At 69.6% G+C, this 17,374-nt stretch carries 14 protein-coding genes and 1 pseudogene; 6 read left to right on the top strand and 9 right to left on the bottom strand.

The annotated features are described in order from the left end of the window. Both ACIG0D_RS17325 and ACIG0D_RS17320 read left to right on the top strand, forming a co-directional pair. Window positions 1-357: integrase core domain-containing protein (locus tag ACIG0D_RS17325; protein WP_399801215.1), on the top strand; the 357-nt coding region annotated here is incomplete at its 5' end. Between the two features lie 179 nt (window positions 358-536). After that, entirely contained in the window at window positions 537-740 is a 204-nt protein-coding gene (locus ACIG0D_RS17320) for a replication initiator (RefSeq protein ID WP_399801274.1), read from the top strand. A 296-nt stretch (window positions 741-1,036) separates the two neighbouring features. Here ACIG0D_RS17320 and ACIG0D_RS17315 read toward each other — a convergent pair whose 3' ends face one another. Then, window positions 1,037-2,524 (bottom strand): recombinase family protein, encoded by a 1,488-nt coding sequence (locus ACIG0D_RS17315; protein WP_399801213.1) that lies wholly within the window; start codon window positions 2,522-2,524, stop codon window positions 1,037-1,039. 51 nt (window positions 2,525-2,575) lie between these two features. Here ACIG0D_RS17315 and ACIG0D_RS17310 point away from each other — a divergent pair. Next, window positions 2,576-2,673: pseudogene (locus tag ACIG0D_RS17310) on the top strand (peptide-methionine (S)-S-oxide reductase); the annotation flags it as partial. Window positions 2,674-2,759: 86 nt separating this feature from the next. On the opposite strand, the gene ACIG0D_RS17305 reads toward ACIG0D_RS17310, so the two are convergent. Beyond that, on the bottom strand, window positions 2,760-3,803 hold the full coding sequence (locus tag ACIG0D_RS17305) for an NAD(P)-dependent alcohol dehydrogenase (RefSeq protein WP_399801211.1): 1,044 nt from the start codon (window positions 3,801-3,803) through the stop codon (window positions 2,760-2,762). Between the two features lie 203 nt (window positions 3,804-4,006). Here ACIG0D_RS17305 and ACIG0D_RS17300 point away from each other — a divergent pair, with 203 nt between their 5' ends. Further along, complete coding sequence (locus ACIG0D_RS17300; RefSeq protein ID WP_399801209.1) at window positions 4,007-4,936, top strand: helix-turn-helix domain-containing protein; 930 nt, start codon at window positions 4,007-4,009, stop codon at window positions 4,934-4,936. 98 nt (window positions 4,937-5,034) lie between these two features. Here ACIG0D_RS17300 and ACIG0D_RS17295 read toward each other — a convergent pair whose 3' ends face one another. The 5 genes from ACIG0D_RS17295 to ACIG0D_RS17275 all read right to left on the bottom strand — a co-directional run bounded on the left by ACIG0D_RS17295 (window position 5,035) and on the right by ACIG0D_RS17275 (window position 12,722). Then, window positions 5,035-8,340, bottom strand: a complete 3,306-nt coding sequence (locus ACIG0D_RS17295) for a S8 family peptidase (RefSeq protein WP_399801207.1) — start codon at window positions 8,338-8,340, stop codon at window positions 5,035-5,037. A gap of 201 nt (window positions 8,341-8,541) precedes the next feature. Next, window positions 8,542-9,222 carry an ABC transporter ATP-binding protein gene (locus ACIG0D_RS17290; protein ID WP_399801205.1) on the bottom strand — a complete coding sequence of 227 codons (681 nt, stop codon included), beginning with the start codon at window positions 9,220-9,222 and terminating at the stop codon, window positions 8,542-8,544. Window positions 9,223-9,274: 52 nt separating this feature from the next. Then, the gene (locus tag ACIG0D_RS17285) at window positions 9,275-10,738 is read right to left on the bottom strand and encodes an ABC transporter permease (RefSeq protein WP_399801202.1); all 1,464 of its coding nucleotides are present in this window, start codon (window positions 10,736-10,738) and stop codon (window positions 9,275-9,277) included. Between the two features lie 144 nt (window positions 10,739-10,882). Then, window positions 10,883-12,130 (bottom strand): Ig-like domain-containing protein, encoded by a 1,248-nt coding sequence (locus tag ACIG0D_RS17280; protein ID WP_399801199.1) that lies wholly within the window; start codon window positions 12,128-12,130, stop codon window positions 10,883-10,885. Window positions 12,131-12,374: 244 nt separating this feature from the next. Further along, window positions 12,375-12,722 (bottom strand): hypothetical protein, encoded by a 348-nt coding sequence (locus tag ACIG0D_RS17275; protein ID WP_399801196.1) that lies wholly within the window; start codon window positions 12,720-12,722, stop codon window positions 12,375-12,377. Window positions 12,723-12,830: 108 nt separating this feature from the next. Between ACIG0D_RS17275 and ACIG0D_RS17270 the strand changes: the two genes are divergently transcribed. Further along, window positions 12,831-13,238, top strand: coding sequence for a cell wall protein (locus ACIG0D_RS17270; RefSeq protein WP_399801193.1), 408 nt, complete (start codon window positions 12,831-12,833; stop codon window positions 13,236-13,238). 56 nt (window positions 13,239-13,294) lie between these two features. Further along, on the top strand, window positions 13,295-14,083 hold the full coding sequence (locus tag ACIG0D_RS17265) for a hypothetical protein (protein ID WP_399801190.1): 789 nt from the start codon (window positions 13,295-13,297) through the stop codon (window positions 14,081-14,083). Between the two features lie 62 nt (window positions 14,084-14,145). On the opposite strand, the gene hutH is transcribed toward ACIG0D_RS17265, so the two are convergent. Together hutH and ACIG0D_RS17255 are read right to left on the bottom strand one after the other, a co-directional pair. Then, window positions 14,146-15,684, bottom strand: a complete 1,539-nt coding sequence (gene hutH / locus ACIG0D_RS17260; protein ID WP_399801271.1) for a histidine ammonia-lyase — start codon at window positions 15,682-15,684, stop codon at window positions 14,146-14,148. Between the two features lie 68 nt (window positions 15,685-15,752). Next, a complete protein-coding gene (locus ACIG0D_RS17255) occupies window positions 15,753-16,898 on the bottom strand; it encodes a diguanylate cyclase domain-containing protein (protein ID WP_399801188.1) in 1,146 nt (381 codons plus the stop codon). Window positions 16,899-17,374: the final 476 nt, after the last annotated feature.

Below are 17,374 nucleotides of genomic sequence, written 5' to 3'. Positions count from 1 at the left end.
GCCTTCTGGCAGCGGGCGAACGCGTTCTTCACCGCCCACGGCATCACCGTCGAGCGAGTCCTGACCGACAACGGCTCCTGCTACAAATCCAAGCTGTTCACCCAGACCCTGACCGCGGCCGGCATCGTCCACAAGAAGATCCGGCCCTACCGGCCGCAGACCAATGGCAAGGTCGAACGGTTCAACCGGACCCTGCTGGACGAGTGGGCCTACCTGCGGCCCTACACCAGCAACACCGAGCGGACCGAAGCCCTGGCACACTTCCTCCACACCTACAACCACCACCGCTGCCACACCGCACTCGACGGACACCCGCCAATCAGCCGCGTAAACAACGCTACGGGTCAATACACCTAGGTGACACCCCGACGAGAGCTCCACCCCGGCAGCGTCCATTGGTGGACCGAATCGGACCGGGACGACCCGGACCCGGAGTTCCACACTCACACTCGCCTCTACGCCGATCGGCGCCGCTGGCGACACGGCTGCGCCGATGATCTGCTGCGCGCCGTCGCCGACGAGGCGGTCATCGAGGCATCCTCACCAAATCCCGCGCGTACTCGACGACATATGCGGCGCTGCGCGCCGACCGAGCTAACTACTTGGGGAACGTCAACGTGCCTGATCCGGTGATCGAACGGCACTGGCGCTATGTCGGGTCCGGACACACACCCGGCACGGCCCTCATCGCAAATCGGCATTGCCGAGGATCTCGTTGCATCCCGCATTGCAGCTCGTGAGCAAGCCCATCTGCTCAGGGGCTGCCCATGACACACGTCAGCGCCCGCGAATGGGGCCGGGAACAAGCGAAGAGAGCGCCAGGGTGGAGTGAGGAGCGATGGCGTCGCATCGCCAGGATTCTGGGAGTCGAACTGCTCGAGGAGCTGCCGAGAGAACGACAACGCAAACGTCGATTGTGCGACGAATGAGAAGTGGGGGTGGGGCTGCGGATCCCATTCCAGTCCTGAACTGGGGCCGCATACCCACCCCCTCATGGCCACCAGTCCCTGAGCCACGGACACGGACAAGGCGACTCTCAGCCGTCCGTCCACTTGAGGACAAGGAGGTCCGGGTTGAAGGGGCGCCTTCCCCCTCCTCCGACCGGTAGAACGATCACTGCATGTAGCGCCTCACGGATGAGTGCCCGCTTCTGCGCCATGTCGAGTTCGCCCGAGAACCAACGCTCCCGCACGTTCGCCGTCACCTTCGATGCTCGTTGAACACGCAACGCGTGCTCGGTGCGCTCCTTACGCAACTCCTTGATGCGGACCTCCATCTTGTGGTTCTCGGGGAAGAACAGCTCGTCTGAGATCAGGTCCTCCTGCCACTTCTGGAGCATGGTCCGCTGCTTCTTCGTGAGTCGCTCCAGCTCCTCTGCCCCACTCCACTCGGCGTCGCCTTCCTGTTTGACAGCGGCGCGCTCCTCCAGCTTGGCCAGGACAGCCTCCGTAACGTACTCATCGACCTTCACGCCGTTCCGTCCGCTGCCGCCGCAACCACCCATGGAGCGGGCAGGGCACTGATAGACAAACCCGCCGGAGAGATCGGGCCGCGTACTCACACGCATGGGGGCGTTGCAGATCTGTCCATCTGGCTTGGGCTTGCCGCACCGCAGGATCCCCGTCAGCAGGTGAGAGGGCGTCCGGTAGTCCGTCACAGTCCCATCGGCTCTAACGTTCGACTTGATCCTCGCCGAAAAGAGGGCATCGATCGCCATCCATTCCTTCGGCGTGATGATTGGCTCCCACTGGCCCACTACGGGAATGCCATCGGCGTCCCGTACCAGCTCCCCGTTGTGACGTCGCCATCCGCACAGGCGGGGGTTCCAGATCGCTAGCTTCAGTGACCGTGCAGTCCATGGATTGCCGTGGACAGTCCGTACGCCTTCCTCGCGCCACTGCAAGAGGATCGAGTGCAGCGACTTCCCAGCGATCACGTCGCGGGCCGCTTGGGCTAGCCGCTCCGCCTCCTCAGGACGCAGCGTCCGCTTGTCGTCGTTCCAGCCAAAGGGGCGCTTACCACCCACTGGGATGCCCAACTCTGCCCGCCGACGGTGCGAGCGGCGCGTTCGGCGCCTGATCTTGCGCACCTCCGCCTTGGAGATGACGACGCCGAACAATCCCATCGACTCGACGTCCTCGTTGTAGAGATCCTTGAGTCCCTTAGCGTCCGCGTACACCCGGCCGTCTTCGTACGTCAGGGCGTCCACGAACCGTTCGTAGTCGCCCACCCGCCTCACCAGACGGTCGTCAGCGACGACGATCGCACCACGCACTGCCTGGCCGTCCGGCAAGCGGCCGGCCTTCAGTGCCTTGAGCATCGCTTCGAAGTCCGGCCGGACAAGGTCGGCCTTCGCTGCCGAAAGATCGTTGTCTGTGTAGTAGTGCACGATCCGGCATCCCACCGCGGCTGCCGTGTCGTCGTTGACCTTGTGCTGGTCCTCCACTCCGTGGCCGTCCCTTGTCAGGTCAGCCGAGATCCTGGCGTAGGCCACCACCGGGACTAAGTGATCGCTGCTGCTCACATCACTCCCGTAGTTCAGCGAGGAGTTCTTACACTGCACTAAGTGCAGCGCTATTACCAGCAGTACTCGGATAGAACCCGGCGGGCTACTGCGGCATCGGCGGCACGGGCGTCTCCTGCCCGATCGGCGTGGCGAAGGCCGAAGGCTGACAGCCCCGGCCGGCCCGGCTTCACCGGCTCGAGGGGAAGGCCGCCGACCTGTGAGGTCGGCGGCCTTCCCGCATGTCGGCGGACGGTCAGATGGTCTGGGTGTCGATCACGAACCGGTAGCGGACGTCGCTCGCGAGCACCCGCTCGTACGCCTCGTTGATCTGCTCCGCGCGGATCAGTTCGATCTCCGCGCCGATGCCGTGCTCGGCGCAGAAGTCCAGCATCTCCTGGGTCTCGGCGATGCCGCCGATCATGGAGCCGGCGAGGGACTTGCCGCCGTTGATGACGGAGAACAGGTTGAGGGAGACGGGCTCCTCGGGGGCGCCCACGTTGGCGAGGGTGCCCTGGGTCTTCAGCAGGGAGAGGTACGCGCCGAAGTCCAGCGGGGCCGAGACCGTCGAGACGATCAGGTCGAAGGTGCCGGCCAGCTCCTCGAAGGTCTTCGGGTCGCTGGTGGCGTGGTAGTGGTCGGCGCCCAGCTTCAGGCCGTCGTCCTTCTTGCGCAGGGACTGGGAGAGAACGGTCACCTCCGCGCCGAGCGCGTGGGCGATCTTGACGCCCATGTGGCCGAGGCCGCCGAGGCCGACGATCGCGACCTTCTTGCCGGGGCCCGCGCCGAACCGCTTGAGCGGGGAGTACAGGGTGATGCCCGCGCACAGCAGGGGCGCGGCCTCGTCGAGCGCGAGCCCGTCGGGGATGCGGACGACGTAGTTCTCGTCGACGACGATCTTCTGCGAGTAGCCGCCGTAGGTGGGCTCGCCGTCCTTGCCGATGGCGTTGTACGTGCCGATCATGCCGCCGCCGGTGCAGTACTGCTCCAGACCGGCCTTGCAGTTCTCGCACTCTCGGCAGGAGTCGACCATGCAGCCGACGCCCACCCGGTCGCCGACGGCGAACTTGGTGACGCCGGGGCCGACCGCGGCGACGACGCCCGCGATCTCGTGGCCGGGGACCATCGGGAAGATGGCCTCGCCCCAGCCCTCGCGGGCCTGGTGGATGTCGGAGTGACAGATTCCGGCGAACTTGATGTCGATCAGGACGTCGAACTCGCCGGGCTCCCGCCGCTCGATGGTGGTGCGCTCCAGCGGAGCCTTGGCGGAGGGGGCGGCGTATGCGGCGACAGTGGTCATGCCGGGGTTCTCTCCTCGTGGGGTCACTCGCGCCCGGCTGCCTTCTCACCGGACCGCTGGAGTGCGGTCCGGTTCGTTCCGGGCACGCTGACCAGCCTCGCGGAGCGCGCGGGGTTCACCCAGACCACGCTTTTGCGTACGTTCGCCGTGCGTACCACTGGCAGGGTCAGGCTCGTGTGCGTACGACCGTGAATACTGGACGTATGGACGAACAGCTCGAAGCCGCCGTATCCGGGCCCGCAGGCGGGTCCGCCGACGGCCCCGGGGCCGGTCTGGACCGGCGGGCGGAGCTGAGCGAGTTCCTGCGCACCCGGCGGGCCCGGCTGAAGCCGGAGGACGTGGGGCTGCCCGACTACGGGCGGCACCGCAGGGTCCCGGGGCTGCGGCGCGAGGAGCTGGCGCAGCTCGCCGGGGTGTCGGTGGCGTACTACACCCGCCTCGAGCAGGGCAACGGGCGCAACGTCTCCGCGGAGGTCCTGGACTCGATCGCCCGGGCGCTGCGGCTGAACGACGCCGAGCACTCCCATCTCATCCATCTGGCGAAGCCGAAGCAGAACAAGAAGCGGCCGGCGGGGCGCACCCAGCAGGTGCGCGGGGCGCTGGGTCAGCTCCTGGACTCGATGGACGGCGTCCCGGCGTATGTCGTGGGCCGGCGCTCGGACGTGCTGGCGTGGAACCGGATGGCGGCGGCGCTGTTCGGCGACTGGGGCGAGCTGCCGGAGCGGGAGCGCAACTGGGCACGGATGGTGTTCCTGAAGCCGGAGTACCGCGACCTGTTCGTGGACTGGGAGCAGAAGGCGTCGGACGTGGTCGGCTATCTGCGGCTGGACGCGGGCTGCCATCCCGACGATCCGCGGCTGTCCGCGCTGGTCGGGGAGCTGTCCGTGAAGAGCGGGGACTTCCGGCGGCTGTGGGCCCGGCACGACGTCAAGGAGAAGACGCACGGCGTGAAGCTGCTGCGCCATCCGCTGGTCGGCGAGCTGACGCTGTCGTTCGAGACGTTCCGCCTGGGTGACGACCCGGAGCAGTCCCTGGTGACCTATCACGCCGAGCCGGGCTCCCCGTCGGCGGACGCCCTGCGCCTGCTGGCGAGCTGGGGCGCCGACGCGGCGGCCTCGGCGCCGTCGGTCTGACCTCTCACACGAGGAAGACCCCGGCGCCGTCGGTGTGACGACGGCGCCGGGGCCCTCAGTGGGTCACTGGATCATTCGATCACTGGATCGCCTGTCGGCTACTTGCCGTAGTAGGCGTTGTAGATCGAGATCGTGGACTTGTTGCCCTTCTTGTCCGTGATCTTGGCGTGGAAGGAGATGGCCTTCCCCTTCGCCGGGTTCTTCACGGTGATCTTGCCGTTCTTCACCGTGAGCTTCTTCCAGGTCTGGCCGTAGTCGTACGAGGCGTAGACGTACAGCGACTTCAGGTTGGAGCCCTTGGCGGAGCCCTCCACGGTGACCGGGAAGGTGACCTTCTGGCCTGCGGTGACCTTGCCGTCCGCGCCCACGCTCGCGTTGAAGCGGGCGGTGGAGGCGGGCAGCTTGGCCAGGTCGGCGGGCTTCTTGGAGCGGAAGGTCCAGCTCGCGTCGATCCGCGTGGAGGCGGCGGCGACCTTGGTGGTGCGCTTGACCGAGGTGGTCAGCTTGTACGCGGCGTCGCCGGACGGGACCTTGAAGGACTTCTCACCGAACAGCGGGTCGTCGTGCGTGCCGACCTTGGTGCCGTTGCGGTACAGGGTCGTGTTCACCGAGGTGAACAGGGACGAGCCCGGGTTCTTCTTCGAGTCGGCGAACAGCGGCAGGTAGCCGTAGATCTCGTTGCCGTCCCGGTAGAGGCCGAACTCGCTGTTCAGGGTCGGGCCGAACACGGCCTTGTTGACCGTCTTCGAGTAGTCCTGGCCGGCCTTGAAGGACTGGTTCGAGGCGAGCGAGTAGAAGGCCTCGGAGATCGGCCAGCCCTCCGCGTCGACTCCGCCCTGCTGCTCGAACTGCAGGTCCCACTTCACGCCGCCCTGCGCGGACAGGTGGAGCGTGCGGGTGCCCGGCAGCTTCTGCGGGATGGCGATGGACGAGGCCGAGTAGCTGCCCGGCAGCCAGCCGACAGCGGAGATCGCGCCCTTCTTGCCCGGGGTCGGAGCGCCCATGGCGATCTTGACGTTCGCCAGGTCGGCGGCCTTGTAGTGCTTGGTGTAGCCGGTGGCGAGCTGCTTCACCTTGGCGCCGATGGTGGTGTCGTACTGCTCCTTGTCACCCTTGGTCCAGTGGCCGTCCCACTTCTGGGTCAGCGAGCCGTCGGTGATCTGCGGGCCGAGGTGGGCGGTGCGGAAGTTGGCGTAGGAGTCCAGCCACCAGCTGAACCCGTACGAGCCGTCGTTCGTCTCGAGCGTGTATTCCGGGGAGGCGAACTCGGACTTGGCGGCGGCGTCCGGCACGGTGATGTTGACCGGCTTGGCCTTGCGCGCGTCCAGTGTGACCGTGGTGTTCTTGGTGACGCTCAGCTTGGGCTGGGCGAGCCAGTCGGAGCCCTCGGGCTTGTTGGGGTCCTCACCCTCGAAGACGCCGGAGTTGAGGACGTAGCCGCCCTTGGGCACGCGGATGGTGACGGTGCCGTCCGGGTCGTACGGCATGTACCACTTGCCGCTGCCCAGGCCGGAGAGGCCGTCCAGGCTGGCCATGTAGTTCTTCGCCGGGTTCCCCGCGCGGTCCAGGACCTTCAGCGTGACGTCGTAGGACTCGACCTCCCGCTGCACGGCCGCCGCGGTCCGCACCGTCTGGCCGCCGCCCGTCGCCGTCACGTACGCCGAGTAGGCGCCGTCGACGGTGCCGCCGAGCTTGGTGTTCACGGTGAAGTCGACGGAGGCCTTGCCGCCCGCCGGGACGGTGACCTTGGTCGCGCCGAGGGTGAAGAAGCCCGCGGGAGCGGCCTGGCCCTTGGGGTTGGTGGCCTTGGACGACAGGTTCAGGGTGACGTCCGTCGTGCCGAGGTTGCGGTAGGTCAGCTGCTTGGTGACCGGCTTGTCGTCGGTGTGCGGCCACTGCTGCACGCCGAAGCTCACCGAGACCGGCTCGGCGACGATGGTCTGCTTGATCGCCTTGTCGACCTGGATACGGCCCGAGCCCTGCTCGAACGGCGTGTACGCGCCGCCCTTGGTGGACGCGGTCAGCGCGGCCTTGATCTCGGCGCCGGTCCAGTCCGGGTGCTGCTGCTTGAGGATGGCGGCGGCGCCCGCGACGTGCGGGGTGGCCATCGACGTGCCGGAGATGGTCAGGTAGCCGGCCGGCTTCTCGCCGACTTCCTGCGCGATGATGCTGCCCTTGGCCGAGGCGGCGGTGATGTCCACGCCGGGCGCGGTGACGTCGGGCTTGATCGCGCCGTCGCCGAGCCGCGGGCCGGTGCTGGAGAAGTCCGCCAGCTGGTCCTTGTCGTCGACGGCGCCGACGGTGAGCGCGGCGTCCGCGGTGCCGGGCGAACCGACCGACTCCGGGCCGGAGTTGCCCGCCGCGATGGCGAACAGGACGCCCTTCTCGGCGGACAGCTTGTCGACCGCCGCCTCCAGCGGGTCGACCTCCGGGGAGTCCGGGCCGCCGAGGCTCATGTTGATGACGTCGGCGCCCTGCGCGGCCGCCCACTCCATGCCGGCGAGGATGCCGGAGTCGTCACCCGAGCCGTTGTCGTCGAGGACCTTGCCGTTGAGGATGTCGGCGCCGGGCGCGACACCCTTGTACTTGCCGCCGGACTTGGCGCCGGTGCCGGCCGCGATGGACGCGACGTGCGTGCCGTGGCCGAACTTGTCGCCGGCGTCGGTGGCCGCGGTGAAGTTCTTCGACGCGACGACCTGGTCCTTGAGGTCCGGGTGGGTGGCGTCGACACCGGTGTCCAGGACGGCGATCTTGACGCCCTTGCCGTCGTAGCCGGCCGCCCAGGCCTTCGGGGCGCCGATCTGCGCGACGGACTTGTCGAGGGTGACCCGGCGGACACCGTCGAGCCAGACGTGCGCGATGCCGGCCGCGGTGCGGTCGCCGTTGGTCACCGCGTCCCACAGCTCGTGCGTGTCCGCGTACGGCGTCTGCACGGCGTCCGCGTTGAGGGACTTCAGGGTCCGGCGGAGAGTGCCCGCGTCCCGGACGTCGGCCTTCGTGGCGCCGGCGGCGCCCTGGTAGCCGACGATCACCTTCAGGCCCTTCCGCTGGGCCTTGCGGGTGGCGGACTTGTTCAGCTCGGTGACGTCGAACAGCCGCCGGTCGAGCTTGCCGGTGGCGACCAGGCGGGCCGCGTCGGCGGGTATGACGAGCGTGTGGCCGTCGACCTTGCGGATCTGTACGGGTATGTGCTCGCGCCCCTTGGCCGGCTGCACGCCGACGACCCGACCCTTGGCGTCCACGGTGACCCGGTCACCGGTGATCAGGGTGATGTGATGCTGGGATGTCAGCTTGGCGCTGCCATGAGCGGGTTGGACGGGCTTCGCCGAAGCCGGGGTGGTCAGTCCCGCGGCGAGGGCCACGGCGGCGGCGGTCGCGACCGCGGCGGCGCCCGCTCTCTTCACTTGTCTGCGCAAAACTCCCCCTGGAGTTGAGGTACCGGGCGAATTCCCCGTTCACCCGGCCGGGGGTGGTCCCGCACACACGCTCGTGCATCCCCCCGGAACTGGAAGTATGCCGGGGGGTGATCAGGCCCCTCAAGGGAGGGTCGTGTCACGAGTTCGCTATAAGAAACGCTCCGGGTCGGGCGCGTAACGGACGGTTCTTCAGGAGTTGTTCTCCTCGACCGTGATGGTTCCCTTCCGGATCGTCGCGAGCCGCGGGGCCTTCCGCGCCAGGGCGGAGTCGTGGGTGACCATGACGAAGGTCAGCCCCAGCTCCTTCCACATGCGTTCGAGTACGTCCATGATCTCGTCGCGGGTCGACTCGTCGAGGTTGCCGGTGGGCTCGTCGGCGAGCAGCACCTTCGGCTGCTTCACCAGCGCCCGCGCGATGGCCACCCGCTGCTGCTGACCGCCGGACATCTCGCCGGGCAGATGCCCGAGCCGCTCCCCCAGACCGACCGACGCCAGCGCCTCGGCGGCCTGTTCCCGTCGCGCCCGGGGCTTCAACCCGAGCGGTACGAGGGCGGTCTCGACGTTCTCCTGCGCGGTGAGGGTGGGGATGAGGTTGAAGCTCTGGAAGACGAAGCCGATGTGCTCGCTGCGCACCCGGGTGAGCCTGGCCTCGGGCAGCCGGGCCAGGTCGGTGCCGTCGAGGACGACCTCTCCGGAGCTGGGCCGGTCGAGGCCGCCCAGCATCTGAAGGAGTGTCGACTTGCCGCCGCCGGTGGGCCCCTGGATGACCAGCCGGTCGCCGTCGGGGATGGTCAGGTCCACGCCGGCGAGCGCGTCGACGGTCTCCCTGCCGCGCCGGTAGCGCTTGGTGACGGCCTTGAGTTCGTACATGGGTGTGCTCCTGGGAGGGCGTGAAGGGGGTGGTGGGCGTGGCCGTGTGGCGCTATTCGACGCGCCGCAGCGCGTCCGCGGGCCGCAGCCGGGACGCCCGCCAGGCGCCGAAACCGCCGGCGATCAGTCCCCCGGTCACCGCGAGGCCCATCGCGAGGGCGATGGTGGTGGCGCTGACCGGCGCGGTGAGGGCGACGTCGAGGGTGCGGGACGCCGTCTGCCGGCCGGGGCCGACCAGCACACGGCCGCCGCCCGCCCCGCCCATGCCGCCGCCGGTGCCTGCGCCCAGCTGCGCCCGGAGGGTCGGGCTGACCGCCGTCACCGCGTACGCCCCCGCCAGACCCAGCGCGATGCCGAGCGCGCCGCCGGCCAGTCCGTTGACCATCGCCTCGCCGGCCACCTGCCGGGTCACCCGGCCGGACCGCCAGCCCAGCGCCTTCAGCGTGCCGAACTCCCGCACCCGCCGGGACACCGCGGAGGAGGTGAGCAGCCCGGCCACCAGGAACGCGGCCACGAGCACCGCGAGGGACAGCCAGGTGCCGACCTTCGTGGCGAGGTCGGAGGCGGTGGAGAGGGAGCCGGAGACGGTCCCGGCGAGGTCGGCGGAGGTGGTGACCGTCGTACCCTCGATGTTCTTCCGGATCTGTGACTTCACCGCGTCGATCCGCTGGGAGTCGGTCGCCTTGACGTAGATCGTCGTGACCTTGTCCGCCGAGTCGCTGAGTTCCTGAGCCTGCTTCAGCGGGATGTAGAGGCCGGCCGCGGCGTCCCCGCTCTCCGGGGTGGCGATGCCGACGACCTCGAACGTCACGCCCTTGACGGTGACGGTGTCGCCGACGGCGAGCTTCTTCTCCTTGGCGTAGGAGGCGTCGGCGACGGCGACCTCGGCGTCGGTCTCGGAGGGCTCGAAGGTCCGTCCGCCGGTGATCTTCGAAGTGGTCAGCGGGCCGAGGGCCGGTTCGGTGACGTCGGTGCCGTAGACGGAGTAGGTGTTGACGTCGAAGTCGGCGCCGCCGCCCTGAACCCGTCCCTCCGGCTGGGTGGTCGAGGAGCCGCCGGGTCCGCTCTGCCGGCCCCCGCCGGGCTGCTGCTGGAACTGGCCCCGCGTGAACTCGCCGCTCACCTTGACGACCTGGAGGCTCAGCCCGCCCACCGCGTCCGCGACACCGTCCTGTGCGGCGACCTTCCCGACGGTGGAACTCGGCAGGGTCGCGAAGCCCTGGACCATCACCCGGTCGCTGCTCTGCTCCTCGCCGGAGCCCTCCTCCTCGGCGTCGAACCGGAACCGGGGCCGCTGGGCCTGCCCCTCCTCGGCGGGGTCGGCCGCCTTGGTGACGGTCATGTCGGTGCCCAGCCCGTACAGCGACTGAAGGACCTTCTCCTGCGCCCGGCCCATGCCGGAGGACACGGAGTCGACCACGATGACCAGCGCGATGCCCAGTGCGAGACCGGAGGCGACGACGAGGGCCGCCTTTCTGCGGCGGCGCAGTTCGCGCCTCAAGTAGGTGAAGAACATGCGCCGCAAGCTAGGAAGGGCGCGTGATGACGGGATAAGGCAGCGTTAAGAGCGGCATGAGAAGGCCGGAAACGCGCGGATGCCGCCTCCCCGGGAGGGGAAGCGGCATCCGAAGCGGCATCCTCGGGCCGGGTTGAGTCCGCGTCAGATCGCGGAGCCCGCCTTCCACTGCGCCCAGTCCATGTTCCAGCCGTTGAGGCCGTTGTCCGGGGCGATGGTCTTGTCGCCGGTGTTCTTCACGACGACGACGTCACCGATGATCGAGTTGTTGTAGAACCAGGCGCCCGGAGTGTTCGGGTCGTCGGCGCCCTTGGTGTCGGACAGACCCACGCAGCCGTGGCTGGTGTTCACGCTGCCGAAGATGGACTTCGCGCCCCAGTAGTTGCCGTGGATGAAGGTGCCGGACGTCGACAGACGCATGGCGTGCGGCACGTCCTTGATGTCGTACTCGCCCTTGCCGTCGTCGTCGGTGAAGCCGACCGTCGCGCCGTTCATCCGGGTCTCCTTGAACTTCTCGGAGATCACCATCTGGCCCTCGTACGTCTTGTTCTCGGGCGAGCCGGCGGAGATCGGGATGGTGCGGATGACCTTCCCGTCCTGCATGACCTTCATCTGCTTGGTCTCGGCGTCGACGACCGAGACCTGGTTGCGGCCGATGGTGAAGGAGACCGTCTTCTGCTGGACGCCGTAGACACCGTCGGCACCCTCGACGCCGTCGAGCGCGAGCTTCAGGGTGACCCTGGAGCCTTCCTTCCAGTACTCCTCCGGGCGGCAGTCCATGCGGTTGGCGTTGAACCAGTGGCAGGCGACCTCCTGGCCGCTGGTGGTGGAGACGGTGATGCCCTTCTGGACCTCCGCCTTGTTGGTGATCGCCTTGTCGAAGTTGATCGACACCGGCATGCCGACACCGACGGTGGAGCCGTCCTCCGGGGTGAAGCTGCCTATGAAGCTGTTGTCCGGGGAGACCGTCGAGAAGGAGGCGTTCTCGTGCGCCTCCCGCCCGTCGGAGTCCTTCGCGGTCACCGCGATCTTGTAGGTGGTCGCGCGCTCCAGCTGGGCGCTGGGCTTCCAGCTGGTCTTGTCCGCGGATATCTCACCGGCGACGGCCGTGCCGTCCGCGGTGGTCATCTTCACCTCGGTGAGCGTGCCCTTGCTCACCGTCACCGTGGCGGAGTTGTTGATGGAGGCGTTGTTGGAGCCGTCCTTGGGTGTGATCTTGATCTGAGCCTCGGAGGTCTTCTGCGCCGCCGCCTCGTCGACCTTGGCCTGCGAGGAGTCGTTGCCCTCGTTGCCGGAGGCCTCCTCACCGCCGGTACAGGCCGAGAGCACCAGCACACCGCCGAGCAGTGCGGACGCGACCGTCAGGCCCTTGCGCCGCTTACTGTTCGTCATCACACGCTTCTCCATCGTTGCCGATTCCCCAGAACCCCGAGAGTCCCCGTTTACAAGGTTTCAACGCTACGACCGGTTCGTCCCGTTCCACATTCCCTGGATGTGTGGGGCACACCACGTCCGCCGCCGGGCCGGCCGGGTGCGGGTGTCGGTCAGTGCGCCCCTTGAGACGAACGAACCCCGGGCGGCGGTTGCCCCCCGGGGTCACTATTTTTCCCGCGCTTTCCCCGGGCGCCCAGCCGCCCTACGTCTCGTTCGGGTCCTCTTCGTCGTCCTCGTCGGCATCATCCTCGTCGGCGTCCCACTCCGGCGCGTCCGGGTCGTAGTCGACCTGCTCGGCGCTCCAGGAGGCCTGCTGGAGTTCGATCCCCGGCACCTCGCCGACCAGGTCGAACGGGTCCACGAGATAGGCCAGGGCCTCCGCGGTGTCCTCCGTGACGGCACTCTCGGCGTGTACCCGCTCCTCGGCCGGCATATCCGGATCCTCGGCGATCCGGCGCTGCGCGGCCTTGGTGACCGCGTCGGCGTCCGCCACCTCGACGACGAGTTCCACGCGAAGCCGTACAAAACGCGATGTCTCTGCAGTGCTCATGCCCGGAGCGTACGGCCCGGGCGCCCGTGACTTTCCCGTGACCCGCGCCTTTCACTAACATCGCCCCACACGGCCAATTCGCCAGCGCCACAAGGGGATCGATATTCCGTGTCATCCGCTCGCCGTCCGTTGCTGACCGCCACCGCCGCAGGGACCCTGCTGGGCGCTCTGTGGTTCGTCCCCTCCGCCAACGCGACCTCGGACGAAGCGGCCAGACAGCAGGATTCGGCCACCCGGGCCGCCCAGGCCACGCAGACCACCCAGGCCTCCCGGACCTCGCAGTCCGAGCAGGCCGCGCAGTCGGACCAGGCCGCGCAGTCGGACCAGGCCGCGCAGTCCGCGGGGACGGCGCAGGACGGGGTGGTGTCGCTGACGACCACGTCCGAGGGCGAGACCCGGCTCGCCGACACCGGCAGCTTCGACAGCACGCCGTACGTCGTGGGCGGCACGCTCTCGCTGACGCTGGGTGCCGGTTTCGTGGTGTATTCGGTGCGCAGGGAACGTCTTGGGCTGTAGGTCCGGGAAGATAATCCGGCTTGACGTGTTCTTGACTCGCCCTTCATAGTCCGCTCATGAAGAGATCATCGGGCGCGCGACTGGGCGCCACAGCTGTTGTGGGCGCTCTGTCGCTCGCCCTCATCACGGGCTGCGGCTCGGAGTCGGACGACAAGAAGGACTCCGGATCGGGGTCGCAGGCCGAGGCCGCGAAGGCGCTCACCGCGGCGGAACTGAAGGACCTGATCGTCGCCCAGGGCGATGTGGACGGGTTCAAGTTCAGCGCCGTCAAGAAGGCCGACTTCCCGGCCGACAAGAAGGTCATCACGGGCGACGAGCAGTGCAAGCCGCTCGCGTACGTGATGAGCGGTCTGGCCCCGGGCGACGCCGCGGCCGAGACCAACACCATGGCGACGGAGGAGAAGTCGCCCACCGACACCGCCTCGAAGTCGCTGGACGAGCTGACCGAGGGCGAGCTCGAGGACGCGCTCGGCGACTCGATGAACCTGAACGTCACGGTGGTCGGCCTGTCGTCCTACGACGGTGACGGCGCCGAGAAGACGTTCAAGACCGTCTCCGACGCCGTCGCGGCCTGCGCCGGCGGCTTCACCGTCGGCTCCGGCGGCGAGGACCAGAAGTTCACCAAGGTCGCCGAGACGAAGGCCTCGGGCACCGGTGACGAGTCGATCGCGTTCGCCGCGACCGGCGACATGGACGGCCAGCCGGGCGTGGTGCACGGCGAGGTGGTGCGGCACGGCAACAACGTCGCCGCCTACTACACGATGAACATCGGCGCGCTGATGACCGGCAAGGAGTACGACGTGCCGGCCAAGCTCATCGACGCCCAGGCGGGCAAGCTCAAGTAACCACCCACTCATGGAAGGGCCCCGTCCGGTCTGCGGACGGGGCCCTTCGCGGTGCACCGGCGTCAGCGGAGCGGTCCGGTGACCTTCTCCACCGCCGCGACCAGCAGGCCCTCGCGCACGAAGGCGTCGGCCGCCGCGAGGTCGGGGGCGAGGAAACGGTCGGGGCCGGGGCCCTCGACGCCCGCCGCGCGGACCGCGTCCAGGACGGCCCGGGTCGCCGGGGCCGGGGTCAGGCCCTCCCTCAGCTCCACGGCGCGGGTGGCGGCGTACAGCTCGATGGCGAGGACGCGGGTGAGGTTGTCCACGGCCGTGCGCAGCTTGCGCGCCGCGGACCAGCCCATGGAGACGTGGTCCTCCTGCATCGCGGAGGACGGGATGGAGTCCGCCGACGCCGGTACGGCCAGCCGCTTCAGCTCGCTGACCAGCGCCGCCTGGGTGTACTGGGCGATCATCAGCCCGCTGTCCACGCCCGCGTCGTCGGCGAGGAACGGCGGCAGGCCGTGGCTGCGGTTCTTGTCCAGCAGCCGGTCGGTGCGGCGCTCGGCGATGGAGGCTAGGTCGGCGGCGGCGATGGCGAGGAAGTCCAGCACGTACGCCACCGGGGCGCCGTGGAAGTTGCCGTTGGACTCCACCCGCCCGTCGGGGAGGACCACGGGGTTGTCGACGGCCGAGGCCAGCTCGCGCTCGGCGACCAGACGGGCGTGCGCGAGGGTGTCGCGGCCGGCACCGGCGACCTGCGGGGCGCAGCGCACGGAGTAGGCGTCCTGGACCCGGGGGGCGTCGTCCTGGTGGTGGCCGGTGAGGCCGGAGCCCTCGAGGACGGCGAGCATGTTGGCGGCGGCGTCGCCCTGCCCGGGGTGGGGGCGGATGGCGTGCAACTCGGGCGCGAGCACCTTGTCGGTGCCGAGCAGGGCTTCGAGGCTGAGGGCGGCGGTGACGTCGGCGGACTTGTAGAGGGTCTCGAGGTCGGCCAGGGCCATGATCAGCATGCCGAGCATGCCGTCGGTGCCGTTGAGGAGGGCGAGGCCCTCCTTCTCGCGCAGCTCGACGGGGGCGATGCCGTGCTCGGCGAGCAGCTCCCCGGCGGGCCGTACGACACCGTCGGGGCCCTCGGCGTCACCCTCGCCCATGAGCGTGAGGGCGCAGTGGGAGAGCGGGGCGAGGTCGCCGGAGCAGCCGAGCGAGCCGTACTCGTGCACGACCGGGGTGATACCGGCGTTGAGGATGTCCGCCATGGTCTGCGCGACCTCGGGCCGCACGCCGGTGTGCCCGGAGCAGACGGTCTTCAGCCGCAGGAACATCAGGGCCCGGACGACCTCCCGCTCGACGCGCGGGCCCATGCCGGCGGCGTGCGAGCGGACGATGTTGCGCTGCAGCTGGGTGCGCAGCTCCTGGCCGATGTGCCGGGTCGCGAGGGCGCCGAAGCCGGTGGAGACGCCGTAGACGGGGTCCGGCTTGGCCGCCAGCGCGTCCACGATCTCGCGGGCCGCGGTGAGGGCGGCCACCGCCTCCTCGGAAAGCTCGACGCGGGCGCCGCCGCGGGCCACGGCGAGGACGTCGGACGCGGTGACGCCGGACGTCCCCACCACCACAGTGTGCATATCCATATTCAGGAGCGTACGCAGTGAATTCGAAAATGTCACCAGTGGGGGTGGGGTTCACCCCTTACTCACACGTCGCGCCCCCGGAACCGCCGCCGCTCGGTGCTCGCGTCCTGGGAGGGCTCGTCGGCGAGGCGGACGACGGGGTCGTCCGGGCCCTCCTGGCCCGCGACCACCGGCCGGGCCGCGCGGTCGGCCTTGGCGCGGTACTGCGCGGCGTCGGCCAGCCGGAACAGCCGACGGGCGGAGCGGACGGCGCCGATCGGCTCCTCGGTGGAGGCGACCCCGCAGGCGACGCCCTCGCCCAGCTCCAACTCGGCGGCCCTGCGGCACAGTTCATCGGCCACCTTCACCACGTCCTGCGCGGGCGGGCCGACCGCGAGCAGACAGAACTCGTCCCCGCCGAGGCGGGCGGCGAGGGTGTTGGGGAGCATCGCCCCGCACAGCGACAGCACCGACCCGAACCGCTCCAGCAGCCGGTCCCCGACGGCGTGCCCGAGCGTGTCGTTGACCCGCTTCAGCCCGTTCAGATCGCAGACCACGAGGCTGACGACCACTCCTTCCCTGCGATGCCGCTCCACCGCCTCGTCCAGCCGCATGTCGACGGCGCGGCGGTTGGCGAGGCCGGTGAGGGCGTCGGTGAAGGCGAGCCTCCGGGCCTCCTCCAGCCGCTCGGTCTGCGCGATGCCCGCGGCGACCACGGAGGCCAGCACGGTCGCGAAGTCCGCGTCGTCCCGGCCGAACACCGGCGCCCCGGCCGGGCGGGCGACATACAGCTCGCCCCAGGCCCGCCCGTGCAGCACGATCGGCGCGACGACACACGACCCCCGCCCGCGCCGGCGCAGGGCCGAGACCCGCTCGTGCACGAACCCGGCGCGGCCCTCGGTCGGCCCGTCGGCGGTCTCCACCCAGGCGTCCGGCTCACCCCCCGCGGCCCACTGCTCGTGCAGGAACTCGGCGATCTCCGCGAACTGGTGCACCGGATACGCCTCGTCCTCCGGGAACTCCGCCTCGTCCGGCGCCCGGTCCCCGACGTTCACCAGCACCCGCAGCCGCCCCAGCTCCCGCTCCCACACCGACAGCGCGGCGAAACTCCCGTCCAGCGCCCGGCACCCCCCCAGCGCCGCCGCCCGCCACGACTCCCGCGGAGTCCGCGCCGCGGCCATCCCCTGCGCCAGCGCGACGACGTCCGCGAGCCGCTTGTCCTCACCCATTGCTCCAGGCTAGGGAGGTTCGGCCCGTTGTGGGACGTTGAAGCTGCGCATGGAGTGATCACGGTGGGGGTGGGTGGGGGCGGTGGGGGCAGGCGCCCCTGCCGTCGGCTCAGCCCGGCGGGCCCCGCCGGGGGCCCGCTCCGGCATCGCCGGCCGGGCAAGCGGGGGCGCGGAGGCCGGTTGTCGCTCGCCCAGTCCGGGAGGCGAGGCGGACGCACGATGTGATTCGCCCGGCCCGGCAGGCGAGGCGGACGCCGCTCTCACTCACCCGAACCGGCGAGCCCCACCGACACTGGATCTCACTCACCCGAACCGGCCAGCCCCACCGACACTGGATCTCACCCACCCGAACCGGCAAGCGCGGTCGGCGCCCGGTCGCACTCGCCCGGCCAGGCAGGCCCGGTGGACGCCGGTTCTCATCCGCCCAGCCCGACAAGCCCGACCAACGCCCGGTTCGCACTCGCCCGAACCGGCAG

Origin of the sequence: Streptomyces sp. NPDC052773 (assembly GCF_044547145.1) — a bacterium.
GTDB lineage: Bacteria > Actinomycetota > Actinomycetes > Streptomycetales > Streptomycetaceae > Streptomyces.
The sequence above is the reverse complement of the archived record's forward strand: the minus strand, read 5'-3'. Positions and strand labels throughout refer to the sequence as shown.

Bases quoted from the DNA above. Each gene is read 5' to 3' on its own strand.
- ACIG0D_RS17305 (WP_399801211.1), bottom strand. From the start codon at position 3,803: ATGACCACTGTCGCCGCATACGCCGCCCCCTCCGCCAAGGCTCCGCTG.
- ACIG0D_RS17300 (WP_399801209.1), top strand. From the start codon at position 4,007: ATGGACGAACAGCTCGAAGCCGCCGTATCCGGGCCCGCAGGCGGGTCC.
- ACIG0D_RS17290 (WP_399801205.1), bottom strand. From the start codon at position 9,222: ATGTACGAACTCAAGGCCGTCACCAAGCGCTACCGGCGCGGCAGGGAG.
- ACIG0D_RS17285 (WP_399801202.1), bottom strand. From the start codon at position 10,738: ATGTTCTTCACCTACTTGAGGCGCGAACTGCGCCGCCGCAGAAAGGCG.
- ACIG0D_RS17280 (WP_399801199.1), bottom strand. From the start codon at position 12,130: ATGACGAACAGTAAGCGGCGCAAGGGCCTGACGGTCGCGTCCGCACTG.
- ACIG0D_RS17275 (WP_399801196.1), bottom strand. From the start codon at position 12,722: ATGAGCACTGCAGAGACATCGCGTTTTGTACGGCTTCGCGTGGAACTC.
- ACIG0D_RS17265 (WP_399801190.1), top strand. From the start codon at position 13,295: ATGAAGAGATCATCGGGCGCGCGACTGGGCGCCACAGCTGTTGTGGGC.
- hutH (WP_399801271.1), bottom strand. From the start codon at position 15,684: ATGCACACTGTGGTGGTGGGGACGTCCGGCGTCACCGCGTCCGACGTC.
- ACIG0D_RS17255 (WP_399801188.1), bottom strand. From the start codon at position 16,898: ATGGGTGAGGACAAGCGGCTCGCGGACGTCGTCGCGCTGGCGCAGGGG.